Annotated in this window: 18 protein-coding genes; 8 read left to right on the top strand and 10 right to left on the bottom strand. The window is 72.4% G+C overall.

The features are described from left to right. Positions 1 to 105: 105 nt before the first annotated feature. Positions 106 to 1,347 carry an NAD(P)/FAD-dependent oxidoreductase gene (locus tag ACIQGV_RS22820; RefSeq protein WP_402496900.1) on the top strand — a complete coding sequence of 414 codons (1,242 nt, stop codon included), beginning with the start codon at positions 106 to 108 and terminating at the stop codon, positions 1,345 to 1,347. Between the two features lie 229 nt (positions 1,348 to 1,576). On the opposite strand, the gene ACIQGV_RS22815 is transcribed toward ACIQGV_RS22820, so the two are convergent. Next, positions 1,577 to 2,191: a sigma-70 family RNA polymerase sigma factor gene (locus tag ACIQGV_RS22815; protein ID WP_402496899.1), complete on the bottom strand. Its 615-nt coding sequence runs from the start codon at positions 2,189 to 2,191 to the stop codon at positions 1,577 to 1,579. A gap of 241 nt (positions 2,192 to 2,432) precedes the next feature. On the opposite strand from ACIQGV_RS22815, the gene msrA reads away from it, so the two are divergent. After that, on the top strand, positions 2,433 to 2,954 hold the full coding sequence (gene msrA / locus ACIQGV_RS22810) for a peptide-methionine (S)-S-oxide reductase MsrA (RefSeq protein WP_402496898.1): 522 nt from the start codon (positions 2,433 to 2,435) through the stop codon (positions 2,952 to 2,954). A 45-nt stretch (positions 2,955 to 2,999) separates the two neighbouring features. Here the strand turns inward: msrA and ACIQGV_RS22805 are convergent, their stop codons facing one another. Next, positions 3,000 to 3,758 (bottom strand): DeoR/GlpR family DNA-binding transcription regulator, encoded by a 759-nt coding sequence (locus ACIQGV_RS22805; protein ID WP_402496897.1) that lies wholly within the window; start codon positions 3,756 to 3,758, stop codon positions 3,000 to 3,002. Positions 3,759 to 3,807: 49 nt separating this feature from the next. Between ACIQGV_RS22805 and ACIQGV_RS22800 the strand changes: the two genes are divergently transcribed. Then, the gene (locus tag ACIQGV_RS22800) at positions 3,808 to 4,545 is read left to right on the top strand and encodes an NUDIX domain-containing protein (RefSeq protein ID WP_402496896.1); all 738 of its coding nucleotides are present in this window, start codon (positions 3,808 to 3,810) and stop codon (positions 4,543 to 4,545) included. 22 nt (positions 4,546 to 4,567) lie between these two features. Here ACIQGV_RS22800 and ACIQGV_RS22795 read toward each other — a convergent pair whose 3' ends face one another. Continuing rightward, positions 4,568 to 7,054, bottom strand: coding sequence for a SpoIIE family protein phosphatase (locus ACIQGV_RS22795; RefSeq protein ID WP_402497125.1), 2,487 nt, complete (start codon positions 7,052 to 7,054; stop codon positions 4,568 to 4,570). A gap of 124 nt (positions 7,055 to 7,178) precedes the next feature. Next, entirely contained in the window at positions 7,179 to 11,402 is a 4,224-nt protein-coding gene (locus tag ACIQGV_RS22790; protein WP_402497124.1) for a HAMP domain-containing protein, read from the bottom strand. Positions 11,403 to 11,833: 431 nt separating this feature from the next. Here ACIQGV_RS22790 and ACIQGV_RS22785 point away from each other — a divergent pair, with 431 nt between their 5' ends. Together ACIQGV_RS22785 and ACIQGV_RS22780 are read left to right on the top strand one after the other, a co-directional pair. Beyond that, on the top strand, positions 11,834 to 12,532 hold the full coding sequence (locus ACIQGV_RS22785) for a DJ-1/PfpI family protein (protein WP_402496895.1): 699 nt from the start codon (positions 11,834 to 11,836) through the stop codon (positions 12,530 to 12,532). 89 nt (positions 12,533 to 12,621) lie between these two features. Next, positions 12,622 to 12,963 carry a hypothetical protein gene (locus ACIQGV_RS22780; RefSeq protein ID WP_402496894.1) on the top strand — a complete coding sequence of 114 codons (342 nt, stop codon included), beginning with the start codon at positions 12,622 to 12,624 and terminating at the stop codon, positions 12,961 to 12,963. A gap of 162 nt (positions 12,964 to 13,125) precedes the next feature. Here the strand turns inward: ACIQGV_RS22780 and ACIQGV_RS22775 are convergent, their stop codons facing one another. Then, entirely contained in the window at positions 13,126 to 13,815 is a 690-nt protein-coding gene (locus ACIQGV_RS22775; protein WP_402496893.1) for a GAF and ANTAR domain-containing protein, read from the bottom strand. A 377-nt stretch (positions 13,816 to 14,192) separates the two neighbouring features. On the opposite strand from ACIQGV_RS22775, the gene ACIQGV_RS22770 reads away from it, so the two are divergent. Beyond that, a complete protein-coding gene (locus ACIQGV_RS22770; protein WP_402496892.1) occupies positions 14,193 to 14,537 on the top strand; it encodes a hypothetical protein in 345 nt (114 codons plus the stop codon). A gap of 8 nt (positions 14,538 to 14,545) precedes the next feature. Here ACIQGV_RS22770 and ACIQGV_RS22765 read toward each other — a convergent pair whose 3' ends face one another. Then, positions 14,546 to 15,124: an RICIN domain-containing protein gene (locus ACIQGV_RS22765; RefSeq protein WP_402496891.1), complete on the bottom strand. Its 579-nt coding sequence runs from the start codon at positions 15,122 to 15,124 to the stop codon at positions 14,546 to 14,548. 155 nt (positions 15,125 to 15,279) lie between these two features. On the opposite strand from ACIQGV_RS22765, the gene ACIQGV_RS22760 reads away from it, so the two are divergent. Continuing rightward, positions 15,280 to 15,936, top strand: coding sequence for a 1,4-alpha-glucan branching protein (locus tag ACIQGV_RS22760; protein WP_402496890.1), 657 nt, complete (start codon positions 15,280 to 15,282; stop codon positions 15,934 to 15,936). Positions 15,937 to 15,960: 24 nt separating this feature from the next. Here ACIQGV_RS22760 and ACIQGV_RS22755 read toward each other — a convergent pair whose 3' ends face one another. The 3 genes from ACIQGV_RS22755 to ACIQGV_RS22745 all read right to left on the bottom strand — a co-directional run bounded on the left by ACIQGV_RS22755 (position 15,961) and on the right by ACIQGV_RS22745 (position 20,561). Next, on the bottom strand, positions 15,961 to 17,439 hold the full coding sequence (locus tag ACIQGV_RS22755) for a glutamate--cysteine ligase (RefSeq protein WP_402496889.1): 1,479 nt from the start codon (positions 17,437 to 17,439) through the stop codon (positions 15,961 to 15,963). A gap of 114 nt (positions 17,440 to 17,553) precedes the next feature. Continuing rightward, positions 17,554 to 18,384, bottom strand: coding sequence for a hypothetical protein (locus ACIQGV_RS22750; protein ID WP_402496888.1), 831 nt, complete (start codon positions 18,382 to 18,384; stop codon positions 17,554 to 17,556). A gap of 479 nt (positions 18,385 to 18,863) precedes the next feature. Continuing rightward, a complete protein-coding gene (locus ACIQGV_RS22745; RefSeq protein ID WP_402496887.1) occupies positions 18,864 to 20,561 on the bottom strand; it encodes a carbohydrate-binding module family 20 domain-containing protein in 1,698 nt (565 codons plus the stop codon). A 565-nt stretch (positions 20,562 to 21,126) separates the two neighbouring features. On the opposite strand from ACIQGV_RS22745, the gene ACIQGV_RS22740 reads away from it, so the two are divergent. Beyond that, entirely contained in the window at positions 21,127 to 24,099 is a 2,973-nt protein-coding gene (locus ACIQGV_RS22740; protein WP_402496886.1) for a carbohydrate binding domain-containing protein, read from the top strand. A gap of 33 nt (positions 24,100 to 24,132) precedes the next feature. On the opposite strand, the gene ACIQGV_RS22735 is transcribed toward ACIQGV_RS22740, so the two are convergent. Beyond that, positions 24,133 to 24,348 carry a hypothetical protein gene (locus tag ACIQGV_RS22735; RefSeq protein ID WP_402496885.1) on the bottom strand — a complete coding sequence of 72 codons (216 nt, stop codon included), beginning with the start codon at positions 24,346 to 24,348 and terminating at the stop codon, positions 24,133 to 24,135. Positions 24,349 to 24,355 lie beyond the last annotated feature (7 nt).

Raw genomic sequence — 24,355 nt, 5'->3', positions numbered from 1 at the left:
CCGGCCCGCGGCGGGTGCCGCATCCGGGGGTGTGCCGCATCCGGGGAGGGGGGAACCGGGGAACCGGGACAGAGGCGGCGGCCGAGACACGGGAGAGGTGGTCATGTGTCCGCGACCCGGGACGTGACGGACGTACTGGTGGTCGGGGCCGGCGCGGCCGGCCTCGCCTGTGCCCGCGACCTGCTGGCGGCGGGTGCCGTCGTACGGGTCGTGGAGGCCGGCGACGAGGTCGGCGGCCGGATGCGTTCCGACCGGGTCGACGGGTTCGTGGTGGACCGCGGCTTCCAGGTCTTCAACACGTCGTATCCGCAGGTCCGGCGCCGGCTGACGCTGCGCGACCTGAGGCTGCGGCCCTTCACGCCCGGTGTCCTCGTGCACGGACCGTCGGGCAGGCTCCGCTTCAGCGACCCCACGAGGCGCCCGCGCACGCTGCCGGACCTGCTGCCGGGCCGCCTCGCGGGCGCCCGTGACCTGGCCGCCCTCGGCGTGCTGTCCGCCCGGGACATGCTGGCCCCGCCCCGCCGGATCAAACGCCGCGCGGACACCACCACCCGCACCGCGCTGGCCGACGCCGGGGTCTCCGACGTGCTCGTCGAGCGGTTCTTCCGCCCGTTCCTGTCGGGAGTCTTCCTGGAGGACGACCTGGCCACCTCCGGCCGGGTCTTCCACCTGGTGTGGCGCAGCATGCTGCGCGGCACGCTCTGTCTGCCCGCGGAAGGGATCGGCGCGGTCCCGCGCGCCCTCGCGGCGGCCCTGCCCCGGGGGACCGTGCGGCTGGAGACCCCGGTGGAGCGGCTGACCGACGACGGCGCCCTGACGGCCGACGGCCGGGAGATCCCCGCCCGTGCCGTGGTCGTGGCGACCGGGCCCGGATCTGTCGCCGCCCTGCTCCCGCAGGTCGGCCTGCCCGCCTACCGGGTCGTGACCACGTACCACCACGTCGCCCCGCGCTCCCCGCTGGGCGAGCCGACCCTGCTGGTGGACACCCGGCGCCGCTTCCTCAACACCTGCGTCCTGAGCGACGTCGTGCCGGCCCATGCACCGCCCGGGCACGCGCTGATCGCCACATCGGTCCTGGGGCACGACGCCGAGGGCCGCGAGAGCGGGGTGCGCGCCGCGCTCGCGGAGGCGTACGGCACCGGCACGGACGGCTGGGACCTGCTGACCGTCCGCACGGTCGGGGACGCGCTGCCCGCCATGGCGCCGCCGCAGCCGCTCAGCCGCACCGCGCGGGTCGCGCCGGGCCGGTACGTCTGCGGCGACCACCGGGCCACCGGCTCCGTCCAGGGCGCGCTGGCCTCGGGTGCGCGAGCGGCCCGCGAGGTGCTGACCGACCTGCGGCGGTAGCCGGGGCGCGGCCGGGAGGCGCGGCCCGGGCGGGCCGCCGGACAGCCGGTGACACACGGCCGCCGTGCCCCGCGCCGTCCCGGGCGGCGGGCCCGGTGTCCGTGCCGTCCTGGGTGGGGGGTCCGGTGTCCGTGCCGTCCTGGGTGGGGGGTCCGGTGTACGGGTCGTTTCGGGTGGGGGGTCCGGTGCTCGTGCCGTCCTGGGTGGGGGGTCCGGTGTACGGGTCGTCTCAGGCGGCCGGTCCGGCGACCGTGCCGTCGAGGGTGTGGCTGAGCCGGAGCAGCCCCCTGCGGGCATGGCTCTTGACCGTCCCGAGGGGCCAGCCGGTGACCTGCGAGATCTGCGTCTGGGTGAGGTCGCCGTAGAAGGCGAGGCCGAGGACCCTGCGCTGGGCGGCGGGCAGCGCCGCGAGCGCCTGGGTGACGAGGACCCGGTCGAGGACCGCGGTGGGCTCGGGCGTGTCGTGCGGGGTGCCCGTCAGCAGGGTGGACCCGGCGGCGGCGACCAGTTCTCCGCGCCGGGTCCGGGCCGAGAGCGCGTCGGCGACCTTGCGCCGGGTGATGCCCACCAGCCACGCGGACAGGGCGCCGCGCCGCGGGTCGAAGCCGCCGCGGCCGTTCCAGGCGGCGAGGAAGACGTTCTGGGTGACGTCCTCCGCCTCTCCCGCGTCCCCCAGCGCACGGCGGGCGAGCGAGTGGACCAGTGCCCCGCAGCTCCGGTAGACGTCGGTCAGCGCTCCCTCGTCGCCCTGGGCGAAGCGCGCCGCCGTCTCGTCGGTGACGCGGGGCTCCGCAGCCGCTTGCACCCTCGCGGTCCCGGTGCGGACTGTCTGCGTTGCGGTCATGCCGACCACTCCCGGTTCGAGCGACCTGCCCCCGCACGGCGTGCGGGCCGGCGACGGCCCACCTGGCGGCACCGTCCTCCACACCGTCCTCAGAAACGATGCGGCCGGACAACTTGCATCGTCAGTGCATCGTTTTGCGGGACGGCCGCTCGGCGCCGGGAACAACCGGGCGCCCGTCTACGCTACGAGCACAGAAGGGCACGTCGAACCGACCGCCGCCCCTGACCCGTTGGAGAGTGACATGACGGACCGGACCGAGAAGGCCGTGCTGGCAGGAGGCTGTTTCTGGGGAATGCAGGACCTCGTCCGCAGGCAGCCCGGAGTGGTGGCGACCCGGGTCGGCTACACCGGCGGTGACACGCCGAACGCCACCTACCGCAACCACGGCGACCACGCCGAGGCCATCGAGGTGCTCTACGACCCCGGCGTCACCAGCTACCGCGATCTGCTGGAGTTCTTCTTCCAGATCCACGACCCCAGCACCAGGGACCGCCAGGGCAACGACCTCGGCCGCAGCTACCGGTCCGCGGTCTACTTCACCGACGACGAGCAGCGCCGTGAGGCGCTGGAGACCATCGCCGACGTCGACGCCAGCGGGCTGTGGCCCGGCAAGGTGGTCACCGAGGTGGAGCCGCTGGGCGACTTCTGGCAGGCGGAGCCCGAGCACCAGGACTATCTGCTGCGCTATCCCGACGGCTACACCTGCCACTTCCCCCGCCCCGGCTGGAAGCTGCCGCGCCGCGCCGCGCGCACCGCCGACTGATCGGTCCGGGGCCCCGCGGGTACAGGGCGCCCGGACCCGCCCGGCTCAGCGGGAGTGCAGGACCTCCACGCCGAGCGCCTTCACCTGCCCGACGACCGGGTGGCCGGGGCCGGCGTCGGTGACGAGTCCGCTGATGTCCTCCCAGGGCAGGACGCGGAAGCGTGAGGCGGCGCCGATCTTCTCGGACGAGGCGAGGACGTAGGTCTCGGCGGCCCGCGCGGCCAGGGCCCGCTTCATCGCGGCCTCCTCGGCGTCGCCGGTGGTCAGCCCCGCCTCGGGGTGGACCCCGGTGACGCCGAGCAGACAGATGTCGGCCGACACGTTCTGCGCGGCCTCCACCGCGGCGGCACCGCAGGCGACCGCCGAGTGCTTGAAGATGCGGCCGCCGAGCAGGAAGACCTCGACCCGGGCGTGGTCGAGCAGCGCGGCCGCGATGGTCGGACTGTGGGTGATCACGGTGCAGGCCAGGTCCGCCGGGAGCCGCTGGGCGACGGCGAGGGCGGTGGTCCCGCCGTCCAGGATGAGGGCGCTGTCCGGCCGTACCAGAGCCGCCGCCACCGTGGCGACCTTCCGCTTGCCGTCGGGGGTGACGGTCTTGCGGGAGGCGTAGTCCGCCACCGCCGGGGAGACCGGCAGCGCACCGCCGTAGACACGGTGACAGAGTCCCTCCGCGGCCAGGTCGCGCAGGTCGCGCCGCACACTGTCCTCGGATATGCCCAGGTCGGCGGCGACATCCTTGGCGACGATCTTGCCCTCGCGGGCGAGAAGGGCCAGCAGATGGTCACGCCGTTCGGCAGCCAGCATTCGCACTCTCTCCTGTTCTTGCACGTTTCTGCATGTATCGTAGCGCGCCATGACCGACAAGCCGATCAGGACCCCCGTGACCCGGGCGCAGCGCCCCGCCGGAGACCGCGCGGACGGGCGCCCCGGCATCGACATCCCGGACCACCGCGGCCGCACCGGACTCGACCGGGCCGGACGCGGCCTGGACCGCAACCCCCGGGTCGTGGTCCGCGACGTGGAACTGACCTCCGAGGGCTGGCACGTCCTGCGCCGCACCACCTTCGACTACCGGCGCCGCGACGGACGCTGGGTCACCCAGCAGCGCGAGACGTACGACCGGGGCGACGGCGCGGTCGTCCTGCCCTACGACACCGAGCGCCGGGTCGTGCTGCTGACCCGGCAGTTCCGCTACCCCGCCTACGTCAACGGCCACCCGGACGGCATGCTCGTCGAGGCGGCCGCCGGACTGCTCGACGAGACCGACCCGCAGGCCGCCGTCCGGCGCGAGGCCGAGGAGGAGCTGGGCGTCACCCTCGGCCCGCTCACCCATGTCGCCGACGCCTACATGAGCCCCGGCTCGGTCACCGAACGCCTCCACTTCTACGCGGCCCCCTACACCCCGGCCGACCGCACCGCCGCCGGCGGCGGGCTGGAGGAGGAGGGCGAGGACATCGACGTGCTCGAACTGCCCTTCGGCGACGCCCTCGCCATGGTCCGCGACGGACGCATCACCGACGGCAAGACCGTCATGCTGCTGCAGTGGGCCGCCCTGGACGGACCGTTCGCCGCCGCGCCCGGCCGGCACTGACCGGGCGCGCCCGCGGGCGTCCTCAGCCCAGCCGGATGCCCACGATGCAGGTGTCGTCGTCCGTGTCCGACCTGCTGTACGTCAGCAGCCGGTCCAGCTGCTTGTCCAGGGCGCCGGAGGCCGCGCGGGCCGCGGTCAGCAGATGCTTCAGCGACTCCTCCACCGAGCGGTCACGCCGCTCGATCAGCCCGTCCGTGTACATCAGCAGGGTGTCGTCGGGGACGAGCTGCATCTCGGCCTCCTCGTAGACGGCCTCCGGGACGGCGCCCAGCAGCAGCCCCTTGGTCAGCGGCAGCGCGCTCGACCGGCCGTCGCGGACCAGGACGGGCGGGAGATGACCCGCCCGCGCCCAGCGCAGCGTGCGGCGGTCACGGTCGTACAGACCGCACACCGCCGTGGCGGTGATCGCGCCCGTCAGGTTGTGGGCGACCATGTTGAGCCACGACAGCAGCTGTCCCGGCCCGGCCCCGGTCACGGCCAGCCCGCGCAGCGCGTTGCGCAGCACGACCATGCTGGTCGCGGCCTCTATGCCGTGCCCGGCCACGTCGCCCACGCACAGCAGCACCAGCCCGGACGGCAGCACGACGGCGTCGTACCAGTCGCCGCCCACCAGCTGCTCCTCCTCCGCGGGGCGGTAGCGCACGGCCACCTGGAGGTCCTCGACCCGCAAGGGGACCTGCGTGGGCGGCATGATCGCGTGCTGCAACTGGAGCGCCAGCCTGTTGCGTTCGCTGGCCTGCTGCGCGGTGTGGGCCAGCTGGTCCCGCGTGGCGGCCAGTGCCACCTCGGTCCAGTGCTGGGCGGAGATGTCCTGATAGGCGCCGCGCACACTGAGCAGCCTGCCGTCACTGTCCAGGACGGGCTCGGCGACGACCCGGATGTGCCGGGTCACCCCGTCCGGCCGCTGGAGCCGGAAGGCCGCCGACGCGGGCCTGCGCCGGTGCAGCACGGTGCGCAGGAACCGCCCGATGGTGACGAAGTCGTCCGCGTGGGCATGGGTGCCCAGCTCCTCCAGCGGTACCGGGACGCTCGAGCGGGGCTTCCCGTACAGGTCGAACAGCTGCCCGTTCCAGGTGATCTCCCCGGTGAGCAGGTTCTCCTCGAAGCCGCCGATCCTGCCGAGCCGCTGGGCGTGCTGGAGCAGACTCGCCAGCCGCGCCGTCTCGTCCTCGATGCGCCAGATGAGCAGCACCGCGTTGCCGTGCCGGCTGATGCCGATGTCGGCGATCGTGGACAGCGGCACCTGGTCGACGAGCGCGGTCAGGCCGGCGCGCTGCGCCCGGAACGGCTCGCCGGTGGCGTAGACCCGCTCGACGTTCTGCAGCAGCCCGCCCTCCCCGGCGGCCATCGGGTACGCCTCCAGCAGCAGCGCCCCGTTGACGACCGCGCGGGGCCGCCCGGCCGGGTCCTGGAAGCTGTGGTTGACGTGCTGGATGCGGAAGTCCGCCAGCTCGCCCGAGGCGTCCAGATGGGGGACCAGGACCACCGCCGGGTCGTGCAGCGCGTCGGCCAGGTCCATCAGCTCGGCGGCGTCGGGCAGCACCCGCGGCCCCTGGGCGGAGTCCTGCGGCGGCACATACGTCTCCAGCGTGTGCGCGCACAGTTCGGCCAGGGCCTCCACCTGCCGGACCACCTGGGGCGGCTGCGGCTCCAGCGGGGCCGGCCAGACGATCTCCAGCACGCCGTGGATCCGGCCGCCGGTGCCCGCCGGCACGGCGACCCGGCCGCCCCGCGGATGCTGGTGCCGGCCCACGCTGGGCAGACCGGTGTCGGCGAGGGAGGCCATCCACTGGCCGGAGCGCTCGGTCAGACCGCGCCGGGCCACCGTCGCCACGTCCGGCGGGACGTAGCGCCAGCGGGCGGCCTCGGCGGGGGAGAAGCCCGCGTGGCCCGCCAGGGTCAGCGAGCCGTCGGCGCCCGCCGACCAGATCGCCACGGCCACCGCGCCGAGCGGACGCAGCGCCTGTTCCAGCAGGGCGCCGGCGACGGCCTGGGTGTCGTCCGCGGCCAGCGCGCCGCTCTCCGCCGCGCGCAGCCGCACCGAGGCGTGCCCCTGCGGCCCCCCGTCCGGCGCGGCGTCCGCGGTCCGTACGGCTGCGGTGGCCGTCAGGAACGCGTCCGTCACCTCCGAGACACGGTCGCGGGCGGCCTGGTTGATGACGTCGACCGCGAACTCCAGCGGCGTCACCTGCGCCTGCCCGGCCAGCTCGGTGAGCTGCCGCGCGGCCTGCGCGGGGCCGTAGCCGAGGCGTTCCACCAGGATGCCCTTGGCCAGCTCGATCAGAGCCCGCCCCTCCGCCTCCGCCTGGGCCGCCCGCACGGCACGGCTCAGCCGGTCGACGGTGGCGGCCAGCCTGCCCACGGGGGACGTGGGGGAGGCGCCGGCCGGCTCGGCGGGCGGCCCGCCGCCGACGCTCTCCGGCTCCGCGCCCGGGATCCCGGCGGCCGGCTCCTGCGCGGGCACCGGCACCGTCCGGGGGCGGGACGTGCTCTCCCCGTCGGCGGGCATGCTCGGACGGTCGAAGGCGCTCAACGTGCGACCCCTCCTCGGCTGCGGGGCGATGCGGTGCGCGGCGCGGGGCGGCGTGCCGCCGCCCGCACCGGCCGCGGGACGGGTGTCCGGGGCCGGATCCTCATGCCGGCAGCCAGCGCCGTACGCAGGCCATGAGGTCGCCGGTGTCGACGGGCTTGGTGACGTAGTCGCTGGCGCCCGAGGCGAGCGACTTGTCCCGGTCGCCCGGCATCGCCTTCGCCGTGACGGCGATGATGGGCAGCTCCGCGTACCGCGGCATTCTGCGGATCGCGGCGGTCGCGGTGTAGCCGTCCATCTCCGGCATCATCACATCCATCAGCACGAGCGCGATGTCCTGGTTGTTCACCAGCGTCTCGATGCCCTTGCGGCCGTTGTCCGCGTGCAGCACCCGGAACCCGTGCAGCTCCAGGATCCCGCTCAGCGCGAAGAGATTGCGCGCGTCGTCGTCGACGACGAGGACGGTACGGCCGGACAGCGACGCGTCGAGCGGATGATGCAGCGCCGGCTGCGGTTCCTCCGGCCGCACCAGCGACAGCACGTCCCCGGGCTCCTCGGCCGACAGATGCAGCGCGATGCGCTCGCGCAGCTCGTCCAGGCTGGACAGGAACTCCAGCGCGCCGGCCTCCGCCCGCGGCCGCAGACTCTCGTGCAGCTGCACCTCCGCCGGGTGCGCGCTGTGCACCAGCACCGGCACGGTCGACAGCGCCGAGTCGCCCTGCAGCGCCTGGAGGAACCGGGACGCCTCGCCGTCCGCGCCCAGCTCCACCACGACGCAGTGACACGGCTCCGCCGCCAGCGCCCCCGCAGCCTCCTGCGCGCCGGACGCCGTGATGAGGTCGACCTGGACACCGGAGACCCCGGAGTCGTCGTGGCCCTGCGTCAGGTCCGCCACCACGCTCTCCGCGACGAGGGTCAGCAGACCGCGCGGGCGCTCCTCGACGACGAGCAGACGCCGCGGACGCCGCCGGGACCCCGAGACCGGCTCGGGCAGCGCGGCCGGTTCGGCGGGCGCGTCGAGCATGTTCCCCGCCGGGAGTTCCTGAGCGGTACGGCCGCGCCGCACCAGCTCCGCGAAGTCGGGCCGGGCCACCGGCAGGAACAGCGTGAACGTGCTGCCCTGGCCCAGCGCGCTGTCGACGGTGACGACACCGCCGAGCAGGGTGGCGATCTCCCGCGTGATGGACAGCCCCAGCCCCGTGCCGCCGTACTTGCGGCTGGTGGTGCCGTCGGCCTGCTGGAACGCGCCGAAGATGGTCTCCAGATGCTGCGGCGGGATACCGACGCCGGTGTCCTTCACCCGGAACGCGACGACGGTTCCGCCCCGTACGACATCGGCGGGCACCTCGTCGTCGACGGCGGGCTCGACGGACAGCTCCACACTGCCGGACTCGGTGAACTTCACCGCGTTGGACAGCAGATTGCGCAGCACCTGCCGCAGCCGCGAGTCGTCGGTGAGCAGGTCCGCCGGCGCGCCCGCCGCGGTGGTCACCGTGAACTCCAGGCTCTTCTGGGTCGTCATGGGCCGGAACGTGGCCTCGACGTACTCGATGAGCTGGCGCAGCTCCACCCGCTCCGGGGTGACGTCCATCTTGCCCGCCTCGACCTTCGACAGATCGAGGATGTCGTTGATCAGCTGGAGCAGGTCCGAGCCCGCGGAATGGATGATCTGCGCGTACTCCACCTGCTTGGGGGTGAGGTTGCGCGAGGGGTTCTGGGCCAGCAACTGGGCCAGGATGAGAAGGCTGTTGAGCGGGGTGCGCAGCTCGTGGCTCATGTTCGCCAGGAACTCCGACTTGTACTTCGAGGCCAGCGACAGCTGCTGCGCGCGGGTCTCCAGCTCCTGCCGGGCCTGCTCGATCTGGAGGTTCTTCGCCTCGATGTCGCGGTTCTGCGTGGCCAGCAGGGACGCCTTGTCCTCCAGTTCGGCGTTGGAGCGCTGGAGTTCCTCCTGCTGCACCTGCAACTCGGCGGAGCGCTCCTGGAGTTCTCCGGTCAGCCGCTGCGACTCGACCAGCAGTTCGTCGGTGCGGGCGTTGGCGACGATGGTGTTGACGTTGACCCCGATGGTCTCCATCACCTGGTCCAGGAAGTCCCGGTGGATCTGGGTGAACGCCGTCACCGACGCCAGCTCGATGACCCCGAGGACCTGTCCCTCCACCACGATGGGCAGCAGCACCAGCGTGGTGGGCACGACCTCGCCGAGCCCGGAGGAGATGGTCACGTAGTCCGCCGGCAGCGTGTCGATCGTGATGGCACGCCGGCTGCGGGCGGCCTGGCCCACCAGGGTCCGGCCGAAGGCGATACGGGTGGGCCGCGCGTTGTCCGAGGGGTAGCCGTAGGAGCCGACGAGCCGCAGCTCGGGACCCTGGTCGCCGTCCTCGGCGAGATAGAAGGCGCCGTACTGCGCCGACACCAGGGGAGCCAGCTCGTCCATGATCAGTTCGGCGACGACGGGCAGGTCGCGGTGGCCCTGCATGAGGCTGGAGATCCGGGCCAGGTTCGTCTTGAGCCAGTCCTGTTCCTGGTTGGCCCGGGTCGTCTCGCGCAGGGACTCCACCATCGAGTTGATGTTGTCCTTCAGCTCGGCGACCTCGCCGGACGCCTCCACGTTGATCGAGCGGGTCAGATCGCCCTCGGCGACCGCGCTCGTGACCTCGGCGATCGCACGGACCTGCCGGGTCAGGTTGCCGGCCAGTTCGTTGACGTTCTCCGTCAGACGCTTCCAGGTGCCGGAGACACCCTCGACCTCGGCCTGTCCGCCGAGGCGTCCTTCGGTGCCGACCTCGCGGGCGACGCGGGTGACCTCGTCGGCGAAGGCGGAGAGCTGGTCGACCATCGTGTTGATCGTCGTCTTGAGTTCGAGGATCTCGCCGCGCGCGTCGACGTCGATCTTCTTCGACAGGTCGCCCCTCGCCACGGCGGTCGTCACCAGCGCGATGTTGCGCACCTGGCCGGTGAGGTTGTTGGCCATGGAGTTGACGTTGTCGGTGAGGTCCTTCCAGGTCCCCGCCACGTTGGGCACATGGGCCTGTCCGCCGAGGCGTCCTTCGGTGCCGACCTCGCGGGCGACACGGGTGACCTCGTCGGCGAAGGCCGACAGGGTGTCCACCATCGTGTTGATGACGTCGGCCAGCGCGGCGACCTCGCCCTTGGCCTCGACGGTGATCCGCTGCGAGAGGTCGCCGCGGGCGACGGTGGTGGCGACCTGGGCGATGGACCGCACCTGGTGGGTCAGGTTCGACGCCATCACGTTGACGTTGTCGGTGAGGTCCTTCCAGGTCCCCGACACCCCGCGCACCTGAGCCTGTCCGCCGAGGCGTCCTTCGGTGCCGACCTCGCGGGCGACGCGGGTGACCTCGTCGGCGAAGGCGGAGAGCTGGTCGACCATCGTGTTGATGGTGTCCTTGAGTTCGAGGATCTCGCCGCGGGCGTCGACGGTGATCTTCTGGGAGAGGTCGCCCTGCGCCACGGCGGTCGCCACCAGCGCGATGTTGCGCACCTGGCCGGTGAGATTGCCCGCCATGAAGTTCACGGAGTCGGTCAGATCGCGCCAGGTGCCCTTGACGCCCTTCACGTCGGCCTGTCCGCCGAGGCGTCCTTCGGTGCCGACCTCGCGGGCGACGCGGGTGACCTCGTCGGCGAAGGCGGAGAGCTGGTCGACCATCGTGTTGATCGTGCTCTTGAGTTCGAGGATCTCGCCGCGGGCGTCGACGGTGATCTTCTGGGAGAGGTCGCCCTGCGCCACGGCCGTGGTCACCTGGGCGATGGAACGGACCTGGCCGGTGAGGTTGCCCGCCATGTGGTTGACCGAGTCGGTCAGGTCCCGCCACACGCCGGCGACCCCCGGCACCTGCGCCTGTCCGCCGAGGCGTCCTTCGCTGCCGACCTCGCGGGCGACACGTGTGACCTCGCCGGCGAAGGCGGAGAGCTGGTCGACCATCGTGTTGACGGTCTCCTTCAGCTGGAGGATCTCGCCCCGCGCGGGCACGTCGATCTTCTGCGACAGATCGCCCTTGGCCACCGCCGTGGCGACCTGGGCGATGTCACGCACCTGGGTGGTGAGGTTGCCCGCCATCGCGTTGACGGAGTCCGTCAGATCGGCCCAGGTGCCCGACACGCCCGGGACCTGCGCCTGTCCGCCGAGCGTTCCCTCGGTGCCCACCTCACGGGCGACACGGGTGACTTCGGAGGTGAACACCGACAACTGGTCCACCATGCCGTTGAACACCTTGGCGATGTCGCCCATCAGCCCGTCGCCGTCGTCCGGCAGACGGGTGCCGAAGTCCCCGTCCCGTACGGCGGTCAGGCCCGCCAGCAGCTGCATGAGCTCCTGGTCGCCCGGTGCCGGCTCGATGACTCCGGCGCTGTTGTTCGTCACGCGCACCCCTAGCTCCGCTCCCCTGGAGTCCCCGGAGCCGGGGACCCGGAACCGTGCCGGGCCCCCCGGTCCCGGCACGTCGTGCCTGTATTCCCCGCAGTTCGCGGATCCACGCGATGAGAAATACGCAGCAGGCTAACCCACCGGTACGGCGCGGAACAAAGCCGTGGCGGCGGGTTCGCCGGCTGCCGGTTCCCGATCGCTCCGAGTGCCCCGGGCCGACGGACGGAACCAGCCAGAAAGCCCTTCCTCCGCCCATGGCGAGTTTCCGTCGGAAGGTGTCGTTCCCGCCACTGGGAGGGGCGCCGGAGGCCGCCTAGCGTCGGTGACGTGCCGGTCCGGTCCCGGTCCGGTCTCCCGTCGGCCCGAGGAGTTCCATGCACGTCCAGATCGTCCTGTTCGACGGCTTCGACCCGCTCGACGTGATCGCCCCCTACGAGGTCCTGTACGCGGGCGGCATCGCCTCCGGCGGCGTGGTCGGTGTCGAACTGGTCTCCGCGGAGGGCCCCCGCGAGGTCGTCGGCGGCACCGGCGGGCTGGCCCTGCGCGCCACGGCCGCCCTGGACCCCGAGCGCGCGGGCTGCGTCCTGGTGCCCGGCGCCTCGGGCCGGATCGGCGTACCGGGCGAGGAGCCGGACGGGGACGCCGAGGACGCGGCGACGGCCGCCGACGGCCCGGACCAGCCGATCCCCGTCCTGCTCGGCCGCACCCTGAGCACCGGACTGCCCGCGCTGCTGAAGCGGGCGATGGAGCACCCCGACGTCCTGGTCGCCACGGTGTGCGGCGGTTCGGTGGTGCTGGCCATGGCGGGACTCCTGGAGGGGCGCCACGTCACCACCCATCACCTGGGCCTGGACCTCCTGGACGCCACGGGCGCCCACGCCGTGGACGCCCGTGTCGTGGACGACGGCGACCTCGTCACCGGGTCCTCGGTCACCTCCGGGCTCGACCTCGGCCTGTATCTGCTGGAACGCGAGGTGGGCCCCCGCGTCGCGCACGCGGTCGGGGAACTGTTCGCCCATGAGCGCCGGGGCGTCGTCTGGCGTGCCCAGGGGCCTGCACCCCTGCCGTTCTGAGGCCCACGCCCGCGCCGCCGGCCGGGCCCGTCGCACACCCCGCACCTCTCTTGCACACCGCCCCCGTACCCGTGAGGAAGAAACACACCATGCAGTCCGTCGAAGGCATCTGGGACCTGACCCTGTCCACCCCCATCGGCCGCGTCGAGGCCGTCGTCGAACTCACCGACCGGGACGGCACCCTGACCGGGACGGCCCGCGGCGCCGGTGAGGAGGTTCCCCTCACCGAGGTCGTCCTCGACGGCGACCGGCTGACCTGGAAGCAGTCCGTCCGCAAGCCGATGCGGCTCGACCTGGCGTTCGCCGTGACCGTCGACGGCACCACGCTCACCGGCACGTCCAGGGCGGGCCGCCTCCCCGCCTCCAAGGTCACCGGGGAACGCCGTCCGGACCGGGCGGCCCGTGGCGCCGTACGCGGGGAGACCCGCTAGGGACCGCCGTCGTTCGCCGTTCCCCGGGAGGGGAGTGAAAGTCCCGGCGCGGGGGACTTGGCCCTCAGGCCGGGGCTCGGCGACTTTCCCTGGGGGCCGTCCCCGGCCAGGCTCCTCTGGTTCGGACCAGGTGCCGGAGGAGCCGTGCACGACCGGGCCGCGTCACTCCAGACCGCCCCGCTCGCAGATCTGCCGGGCGACCTCGCGGAGTTTGACGTTGTTCTCCTGCGAGTAGCGGCGCAGCACGTCGAACGCCTGGTCCTCGGTGAGGTGATGGCTGCCCATGAGGATGCCCATGGCCTCCCCGATCACATGGCGGGTGGCGATGGCGTTCTCCAGCTGGGCATGGCTGCGGGCGCTGGAGAAGGCCACCGCGGCGTGGGAGGCCAGCAGCCAGCCGGCCAGCTCGCTGGCCTGGGTGAAGGCCCCGGACCTGCGGGAGTAGAAGTTGAGCGCACCCAGCTCCTCCTCCTCGGTGTACAGCAGGAACCCCATCATGCTGCCGATCCCCAGCTTCTGGGCCTGAGGCACGAAGGAGGGCCAGCGGGGCTGGAACTCGGTGAGGTCATGGATGCGGAAGACACGTTCGCCGCCTCTGGTGCGGGCCGCGTCGAAACACGGCCCCTCGTTCAGCCGTGCCTGCAGCGCGTCGCTGTCGATCACCAGCTGCTCGCTGGGCGCCAGCGACTGCACCGTGCTGTCGTGCAGCACCAGGATCCCGGACGCGTCACACCCCTCCACCAGCTCGACGGCCGAGCCGGTGATCCGTCCCAGGGTGGAGTCGACCGACTCCTGGGCCAGCAGCTCCCGGGCCATCGCCGCCATGTCCTGTGCGAAGCGACCCCAGTCCATACACTGCGCCACCTTTCCGTACGACCCCGCGGAATCGTCTCTCCAGCATCTCACCGCGATGCCGGGCTGGCGGCGGCTGCACCGTTTCCCTTTTCCGGCGCAGTCCGCCGGGCAGGGCGTCCGGGGGCGCCTGCGCCGGGTGGCACGCGCAGGACTCCTCGTCCCTCGCCCGCCGCTCCTCCCGGCCGGGTACGGCCGGGCACGGCCGCCGGCACGATCCGGCGTGCCACGGGGCCGGGTACGGCGGCCAGGAAGGCACGGCGGCCAGGAAGGCACGGCGGCCGGACCCCGGCGGCGGTCCGGCTCGTCCGGCCGTGAGTGCCTCGTCCGGCAGACCCGGACGGCGCCGGAAGGCACCCCGGCCCCCCTCGCACCTCGTGACACCGCCGCGCGTCGCCGAGTGGGTCCTGCGGCTGGAGGCACGGGCCCGTGCGCTGACGCCGGGCGCGGGGGGCCGCTTCCTCGGCGTCGGGTGCGAGGTGCTGCGCGTCCACGCCGACGAACACGTCGTCGTCCCCGGCACCCGTCACATCGGCCCCGGCAGACGGAACCCGCTCGTCTGCGGCTTCCGCCACCACCACGGCCTCGCGCCCGAGGCCGGGCACGGCTTCCGCTCGCAGACGGCGGGGCGCCCGGCCGCCCCGGCCGGGACCCGAGGCATGCCCCGCGGACACACGACACCGGCCGGGGCCCCTCGGGGACCCCGGCCGGCGGGCCGGTGACGGCGTGCCTAGAAGCCCGCCGGGTAGTTGAAGTACCGGTCGAAGCGCGGCGTCCACACGTCCGGCCACGGCACGCCGGTGCTGCCGCAGGACCCCAGCACGACCTGGCTGCGCCGGCCGGTGTCGATCAGGCACTGCCCGGTGGAGACCTCCACCATCTCCCAGTGGTTGGAGCCGCGGTCCTTCCAGCGCAGGGTCAGGCAGTCGTAGCCGTTCGCCTGGACGACCCCGGCGCCGGGTGCCTTGCTCGAGTTCGGGGTGCCCAGGCACATGGCGCCGCCGTAGGTCGCGATGTAGAAGTTCTCCCCGCCCGCCGGGTAGAACGCGAAGCGCTGGTGGTGCCGGCCCTTGCAGTCGTACGTCTGGATGACCGCGCCGACGCTCGTCGACTCACCGCGGATGTCCAGGCAGGCCCAGCTGTAGGAGGCCCTGATCTCGTGGATCGCCGCGTTGTACGGGGTCGAGGTGTAGCGCACATTGGGGTTGGTGTCGGCGTGCGCGGCGGCCGGCACCAGCAGCGTGAGGAGCGCGACCAGCGAGGCCACGAAACCGTGTCTGCACATCCGGCGGAAGGTGCTGTGCGCCATGTTTCCTCCTGTAGGGGAACGACCTTGACGCACGGAACCTAACGAGGCGGCCCCGGCCGCCGGCAGCCGCCCTTTCGGGGGGCTTGCGGCCGGCCGCCGCGCTGTCCCCCAGAATGTGAGGCGCCCGCACCGACCCGCAGGAAGGGACCCACGGCATGGCTGTCGTCCACCGCACCGTCCTCACACCGAGCAAGCTGGAACTGCTCACCTCCTGGCTGCCGGCCCGGCCCTGGTACCGCGGAGGGGCCCGGCCCGAGCTCGCCAAGGCCGGCGGCTTCCGGCTGGACGACCCGCAGGGGGAGGTCGGGATCGAGTTCATGGTCGTCCACGACACCGCGGGCCCCCGCCCGGTCACCTACCTCGTTCCCCTCACCTACCGCGGAGCCCCGCTCGACGGGGCCGGGCACGCGCTCGTCGGCACCATGGAGCACGGCGTGCTCGGGCGGCGCTGGGCCTACGACGGCTGTCACGACCCCGTGCTCGTCGCGCAGTTGACCGCCCTGTTCGAGGGACGTGCCGAGGCTCAGGACCAGAACGTCAGTGACGCCCCCGACCGCGAGGTCCGCGCCTCCCGCACCGGCGGGGACCCGCTGCCCGCGGACCTCGCCGCGGGCGACGACCGCGAGGGCACCGCCCTGACCGCGCCGGACGGCACGGCCCTGCGGCTGCACCGGGTCCTGGAGCCCGCCCCGGACAGCGGGTTCCTCCCTCCCGAGGGCACGGCCGGCCAGGTCACCGGCGCCTGGCGGACCCCGGACGGCACCCGGGTCCACGGCGTGTTCGCCGTCCTGCTCCCCGGCCCGACGGGGTGACCGCCGCACACGGGTGACGGCACGTCAGTCGACGGGCCAGGTGTGCACGGGCGCGTTGAGGTGCATGTAGTCGATGTACATCGCCGTCATGCGCCGCAGCGCCTCGTGCCGGCTGCAGTGGTCGTGGTCCTCGATGTGATGAACCATCTCCCTTTGCCACACGGCCCCGTTGCGCGCCGTCACGCACCGCTGCTCGATGATGCCGAGCAGCGGCTCCCGCCAGGCGGCGTCCATGCCGGAGTGCTCCAGTCCCCGGTGCGCCAGCGGCAGCAGCCGCCGCAGGACGAGTTCGGGAACCGGGACCTCGCCCGCCCCGGGCCAGTACAGGTTCGCCTCCATGCCCTGGCGGGCCGCCGCGTGCAGATTGTCCTCGGCGACGGCGAAGGACATCCGCGACCACACCGGGCGGTCCTGCTCCACGAGCGCCCGGGTGAGCCCGTAGTAGAACGCGCCGTTGGCGAGGGTGTCCGCGACGGTGGGACCGGCGGGCAGGACCCGGTTCTCCACCCGCACGTGCGGCCGGTCGTGGGCGACGGCGTAGACGGGGCGGTTCCAGCGGTAGATGGTGCCGTTGTGCAGGGTGAGCTCGGACAGCTCCGGGATGCCGCCCTGGTTGAGGGTCTCCAGCGGGTCCTGCTCGTCGCTCAGGGGCAGCAGCGCGGGGAAGTAGCGCAGGTTCTCCTCGAACAGGTCGAAGACGCTGTTGATCCAGTGCTCGCCGAACCACACCCGCGGCCGCACCCCCTGCACCTTGATCTCCTGCGGGCGGGTGTCGGTGGCCTGCTCGAACAGCGGGACACGGGTCTCGTCCCACAGTTCCCTGCCGAACAGGAACGGACAGTTGGCCGCCAGCGCGACCTGTACGCCCGCGATGGCCTGCGCCGCGTTCCAGTAACCGGCGAACTCGCCGGGGGAGACCTGGAGGTGGAACTGCGTGCTGGTGCACGCCGCCTCCGGGGTGATCGTGTCCGCGTAGGTCCGCAGCCGGTCCGCGCCGCTCACCTCGATCAGCAGGTCCTCGCCCCGGGCCGCGAAGATCTGGTCGTTGAGCAGCCGGTAGCGGGGGTTGTCCGACAGCGCCGCCTCGCCCACGTCCTCCTGCCGCAGGGTCGGCAGGATGCCCACCATGACCAGATGGACGCCGACCGAACCGGCACGCTCCTCGGCATGGTTGAGCGCGGAGCGGATCTCGGACTCCCAGGAGTCCGGGCCCCCGGCCGTCAGCCCGCGGGGCGGGACGTTGATCTCCAGATTGAACCGGCCCAGTTCGGTGGACCACGCGGGGTCCGCGATGCTTTCGAGCACATCGAGGTTGCGCATGGCCGGCTCCGCCGAGCCGTCGACCAGATTCAGTTCGATCTCCAGCCCCACCTGGGGCCGCTCGGTCTCGAACCGTGCCTCGCGCAGCATCTGCGCGAAGGCGTCGAGACACGCCTGCATCTTGACCCGGTACCGGCGGCGGTCCTCACGAGTGAAGACCATCGCCGGAACGTCTCGTCCCATCGGTCCTCCCGGTCGTCCTGCCAGGACCCCCGTATCTCCCAGGGTGGCACCACCCGATGACTCCGACCACGTCACGGTGTGTCGCGCCCCGGTCGCACACGGCGGCGGACGGGTCTACGGCGCCCGCTGCTCCGCCTCGCCGAAGCGGGCCAGCGTGAGCGCGCCCGCGATCGACAGGGCGAAACCGGCCGCCGCGACCGGCGCGAGACCGTGCCGCGTGGTGTCGCCCAGCCAGACGACCCCGAAGACGGCGGGGCCGACGCTCTGGCCGATGACCATGGCGGCGGTGGCGGCGGTGACGGCACCCGACTGCAGGGCCTGGATCAGCAGCAGATAGCCAGAGATCCCGGAGACGACCACGGCGTACGCGGCCGGGTCGGCGAGGACACCGGGCACGGCCAGGCCCGGCAGCAGGCGGGCGGCGATCGCCACCAGACCGAAACTGAGTCCCGCCATGCCGCCCAGCACCGCGGCCCGGTGGCGCACGCCGCCGAAGCGGGCGCTCACCAGCCGCCCCAGCACCGCAAGGGCGACCGATCCGGCCAGCACCGCCAGCCGCATGGTGCTGTCGCCGTCCCCGCCCCGCTCACGGCCGGCCGCGACCGCCATCAGCGCGAGCCCGCAGCACACCGCGCCCACCGCGGTCCACTCCACCCGCCGCAGCCGCACCCGCAGCATGCCCGCCGCGGCGACCGCGGTCACCGCGAGGGACCCGGCGACCGCCGCCTCCACCAGGAAGAGCGGCACCGAACGCAGCGACAGCAGCTCGCATCCGAAGCCCAGCGTGTCGAGGACGATCCCGACGAGGAACGGCCACTGCCAGGTGGCCCGTACCGCCGCGCCCGGCCCGCCGGCGGCCACGGACCGGGCGCCGAGCGCCTGGAAGACCGTCGCCGTTCCCATCAGGACGGACGCGCACAGTGCGAGGATCAGGCCGAGTGCCATGCCCGCACGCTAGTCGGCCGCGAGCGTTCCGGCGGGAAGGCGCGGGGCCCGCCCGCCGGGATGCCGGCCTCGGCACCCCGAGCTGCACCCCTGTGGCCGCCGGCAGCGCGCCGCTCGCCCTGCGCCGGGTGGCGACGAGCCGGCCGCTCAGCGCCTGGGCGACCCGGTCACGCTCACGCGGGTCGACGGTGAACGCCGGGAGCCCGGCGTCGGGCGTCGCGGCCACCGCGGGCGCGGCAGGACGGCAGGCGCCGGCACGGCCGGCCCGGGAGCGAGGCTCCGGGCGGTCGTACGCCGGAGCGGGGGGTGAGGCGACAGGGCCTTTCTTCTGAACGGTTGTACGCCTGAACGGTTGCACGTGGGACCGCCGCCCGCGGGGGCGCGGGCGGCGTCGGGCGGTGCGTGGTCACCCCGCCCGCGGCCGTCATGGCGGCCGCGGGCGGGGGTGTCTTCGGGGGTGCGGCCCCGGTGGGCCCGGCTCAGCCGCGCCAGGTGTCGTTCACCGTGATCCTTCCGCCGGCCGGGACGGTCGCGGTGCGGTTGCCGCCGCTCTCCCAGGTCACGTTGCCGGAGGCGTCCTTGCGGACGTACTTGTACTCGAAGGACGTTCCGGCGGGCAGGTCGAGGCCGAGCTTCCACACGGGGTAGCTCGCCGGGTCCAGCTTCAGCGCGTTCGCCGGGTTCCAGTTGCCGAGCGCGGCCTGGTTGCCGGTGACGTAGATGTTCTGTCCCCAGGTGGTGGTGGCGTTGACGTTGAACGACACACCGGCCGGGTCGACGGGGTCGCCGCCGCCGTCGCCGCACTCCTTCGCCCCGGTGTGCAGGGCGAGGGCGCTCTGGGAGCCGAGCGTCGCGGTGAACTGCCCGGCGCCGTCGACGGTGACGGGCTTGTCGCTCTGCACGTCGCAGTAGGTGCCGGCGGGCAGGGACGTCCGGTAGGTGCGGGTCAGCGGGGACGACTCGTGGTTGATCGCCACATAGGCCCTGTCGCCGCGGCCGAACGCGATGGCGTTGCCGCCGTTGTCCCACCAGTTCGTCACCGCGCTGTCCCCGGCGGTGTTGCGGAGTCCGACCATGCCGGCGATCTCGCGCCAGGCGTGCTGGCACTTCCATCCCTCGGTGTAGCAGGCGTTCACCTGGCCGCTGTTGGGCGGGCCGTCGTCGTGTCCGCTGAACTCGTACCCGGAGTGCACGTCGGGCGAGCCGTAGGGCCAGGCCAGCATGAAGACGTGCGCCAGCGTGTAGTTCGCCCCGTCCTTGTAGGTGAGCGTGGCGCCGGTGCGTTCGGTGTCGTGGTTGGCGACGAACACCGCGGAGCCGGCACTGGGCATGTGGCCCCAGCCCTCGCCGAAGTTCTTCAGATACGCCAGCTTCTCGCCGGTGAAGGCCCGCTTGAGGTCGCGGCCGTAGGCGAACTCCTGGACGTCGCCGGTGGCCGTGTACGGGCCGGGCTGGACCGCCTCTCCGGCGGCGCCGATGGTCTCCTGCTTCCAGTAGACACCGGGGTCGGTGAGCCTGCTCTTGATGTCGACGAGGTCCGCCGGGGCGATGTGCTTGGCCGCGTCGATGCGGAAGCCGTCTGCTCCCAGCGAGAGCAGGTCGTTCAGATAGCCGGCGATCTTCCCGCGGACGTAGTCCTCGCCGGTGTCCAGGTCGGGGAGTCCGCCCAGCTCGCAGTGCTGCACGTTCCAGGCGTCCTGGTAGTTGTTGATCGGGGTGGTGCAGTCGTCCAGGTCGGACGAGGAGTACAGACCGGGGTAGTTGTACTTGGAGAAGCCGGAACCGCCGGACCCGGTGCCCGAGGTGTTCGCCATGTGGTTGATGACCGCGTCGACGACGACCTTGACGCCGGCGGCGTGGCAGGTGTCCACCATCGACTTGAAGGCGGTGCGGTCGCCCAGCCTGGTGTCGATCTTGTAGCTGACGGGCTGGTAGGCGGTCCACCAGGGGGTGCCCTGGATCCGCTCCTGCGGCGGCGACACCTGGACGTAGCCGTAGCCGTCGGGCCCCAGCCGGTCCGTGCACGCCTTGGCGACCGAGCTGAACTTCCATTCGAACATCACGGCCGTGACGTCCTTGTCCCCGGGGGGTGCGGCCTGTGCGGTGCCTGGCACCGTGACGGCCGCAGCGGCTCCCGCGACAAGTGCGAGTGCAGCGGCCACGGTTCTCCTGGCCATGGTTCCTCCTGATCCACGTAGCGGGGAATGCGGATGGATGGCCTCACGCAGCAACGCGCCATGCTCAGAAGCCCTGTTGATGGTTCTTGCTGAAACACGCCGGAACAACTTGCGGTCGAGAAGTTACGAGCTGTGCCGGCGCTGGTCAACCCTTCAAGCAACACCTGTCCGGCTCCTGTGAAAGCCCAAGCCCGGCCGTTCGCCGAAGAGTTGGTGACTGAAAACCCTTTCGCAATGATTGCAACGGTGTTACGTTCACCCACGCTTCCGGCCCGGTGGACCGGTGGGGCGCGACCGCTGTCGCCCCCTCACGCGCCCGGGCCCCCGGGCCGGTTGCTCCAGCTCCACACGCCTCTCCGACGGATCGAGCGGTGCCTGCGCACCCTCTTTCCGCCGATGTCATGCGCAGGTAATCTCTGGAAGCGCTTGCATGGAGTTTCCGGAAATTGCGAGCCCATGACGCACCGGAAGGCGGGAGTGCATCGAGGTCTCGCGGCGCGTCCGGATCTGCGATGTGCGTCCACACGGAGCCACCGTTCTCCTCCCCATCCCCTCGGAGACGCACATGAGACGCCACAGACCACCTGTCCGCGGCTGGACCGCGGGCGCCCTGGCCGGAGGGCTCCTCGCCCTCGCGGCCGTCACCGGCCCCCCGGCCGCGCTCCGGGCCGAGCCGACGGCCTCCGCCGCCGCGAACACGGCGACGGTCTACTACTCGACGAAGACCCGCAACTGGTCCTCCACCTACCTCCACTACGCCCCGACCGGCGGGTCGTGGACCACCGTGCCCGGCACCCTGATGCAGGCCGCCTGCACGGACTGGGTGAAGCTCACCGTCGACCTGGGCCCGGCCACCGGTCTGCAGGCCACCTTCAACAACGGCTCGGGCACCTGGGACAACAACGCGGGGCAGAACTACGCACTGGGCACCGGTGACATCACCGTCAAGGACGGCGTGGTGGCCCACAGCGACCCGTGCGCCGACTCCGGCACCGGTACCCCGCGCTCGGCCACCGTGTACTACAGCTCCCAGTCGCTCGGCTGGACCACGGTGAACATCCACCACCAGCCCGCCGGCGGCTCCTGGACCACCGTCCCCGGCGTGGGCATGGAAGCGGCCTGCACCGGCTGGTGGAAGCGGACCGTCGACCTCGGCACCGCGACCTCCCTCAAAGCCGCCTTCAACAACGGCAACGGCATCTGGGACAACAACAACAGCGCCGACTACACCATCCCGTACGGCACCAGCACGGTGAAGAACAACACCGTCACCGCGGACGCCGCCGACCCCTGCGCGGCACAGGAACCCGACACCCAGGCACCCACCGTGCCGTCCGGTGTCACGGCCTCGGCCACCGGCACCTCGGCCGTCGTGTCGTGGCAGCCGTCCACCGACGACAGGGGAGTGACCGGCTACCAGGTGACACGCGCGGGCGGCACCAAGGGCTCGACGGTCACCGACGTCACCTCCACCGTGTTCTCCGACACCGGCCTGGAGGCGGACACCGCCTACACCTACACGGTGCGGGCCGTCGACGCGGCCGGGAACCTCTCCGCCGCCTCCGCCGCCGCCCGTGTCACGACCGGGAGCGCCCCGGCCGATCCCCCCACCGGCACCCCGCTCGGCACGGACCCGCGCAAGGACCCCATCTACTTCGTGCTCACCGCACGGTTCAACGACGGCGAACCGTCCAACAACCGCGGCGGCAGCCAGCACGTCAAGTCCGGCAACGCCGCCAACGACGACCCCATGTTCCGCGGCGACTTCAAGGGCCTGGTCGACAGGCTCGACTACATCAAGGGCCTCGGCTTCTCCGCCGTGTGGATCACCCCGGTCGTGCTGAACCGCTCCGACTACGACTACCACGGCTACCACGGCTACGACTTCTACAAGGTCGACGCCCGCCTGGAGTCGGCCGGCGCGTCCTACCAGGACCTGATCGACGCGGCCCACGCCAAGGGCATGAAGATCTACCAGGACGTGGTCTACAACCACTCCTCCCGCTGGGGCGCCAAGGGGCTGTACACCCCGACGGTGTACGGCGTGCGCGACAGCCAGTGGAGCTGGTACTACGACGCGAAGAACGAGGGCTTCGAGTACGACGGCCTCACCGTGGACCCGCAGTCGGGCAAGTCGTACTACAACGGTGACCTGTGGTCGACCGCCGAGCCGACCGGCAACACCTGCCTGAACTGGGGCAAGCCCACCGGGGGCAAGAGCGCCGAGGGCTACACGGTCTACAACTGCCAGTGGCCCAGCCCGACTTCGGGCATGTTCCCCAAGGCGTACTACCACCAGTGCTGGATCGGCAACTGGGAGGGCGAGGACTCCCGCTCCTGCTGGCTGCACGAGGACCTCGCCGACTTCGACACCGAGTCGGCGCCCGTGCAGAACTACCTGATCGGCGCGTACGACAAGTACATCGACATGGGGGTCGACGGCTTCCGGGTCGACACCGCCGTGCACATCCCCCGGGTCACCTGGAACCGGCGCTTCCTGCCCGCCATCCACGACCGGGTCGCCCAGCGGTTCGGTGCCGCGGCCGCCGACAACTTCTTCGTCTTCGGCGAGGTCGCCGCGTTCGTGAACGACAAGTGGAACCGGGGTTCCCCCAACCACTCCGCGCAGTTCTACACCTGGAAGGAACGCCGCGAGTACAGCGCCGACGACACCACCGCCGCGCGTGAGCAGTACGACTACGAGCAGCAGCAGGGCACCGGCAACCAGCCCACCTCCACCAACGCCTTCCTGAACGGCAACACCTACCACACGCCCGACCGCAGCAGGTTCTCCGGCATGAACATCATCGACATGCGCATGCACATGAACTTCGGTGACGCGCAGAACGCCTACAGCAACGGCAAGGACTCCGACGACAGCGTCAACGACGCCACCTACAACGTCGTCTACGTCGACAGCCACGACTACGGCCCCAACAAGAGCAGCAACCGCTACGCCGGAGGCACCGACGCCTGGGCCGAGAACATGTCACTGATGTGGACCTTCCGCGGCATCCCCACGCTCTACTACGGCTCGGAGATCGAGTTCCAGAAGGGCGCGAAGATCGACTGCGGGCCCACCTGCCCGCTCGCCACGACCGGCCGCGCCTACTTCGGCGACCACCTCCGGGGCAGCCTGTCGGTGTCGGACTTCTCCAAGGTCGACTCCGCCTCCGGCCAGGTGGCGACCACGCTGAGCCGGCCCCTGGTCAAGCATCTCCAGCGGCTGAACCAGATCCGCCGGGCGATCCCGGCGCTCCAGACGGGCCAGTACTCCACCGACGGGATCTCCGGCGGCATGGCCTTCAAACGGCGCTACACCGGCGGCGGCACGGACAGCTTCGCCCTCGTCACCGTCTCGGGCGGCGCCACCTACACCGGCATCCCGAACGGCACCTACCGCGACGCGGTCACGGGAGACGTGAGGACCGTGACGAACGGCACCCTCTCCGTCGCCGCGCCCGGCCAGGGCAACCTGCGGGTGTACGTCCTGGGCGGCCCCGGCAAGATCGGCGCCGACGGCCCCTATCTGAAGTGAGGTGACAGGGCCGCACCAGGCCCCGCGGCGCGGTCAGCCCGCCTCCGCGAGGGCGTGCGCCGACAGGCGCGCGCCCTCGCGCACTCCGCGCACGGGCGTGTCCCGGGCAGCCGGCAGCCGGCTGCCCGGGCCGCTGCGGCCCGGTGCCGCGTACGCACGGCACAGGTGCCGCACGAGCGGGGACGGCCCGCCGCGCATCAGCCGGTGGCCGACGCCGCCGCACCCGGAGCAGAAGGCGATGGCGTGCACCCGGGGG

This window comes from Streptomyces sp. NPDC093094, assembly GCF_044754345.1.
In the GTDB taxonomy this organism is placed as follows: Bacteria; Actinomycetota; Actinomycetes; order Streptomycetales; family Streptomycetaceae; genus Streptomyces.
Note: the sequence above shows the minus strand (reverse complement) of the source record. Positions and strands in the feature narration are given on the sequence as shown.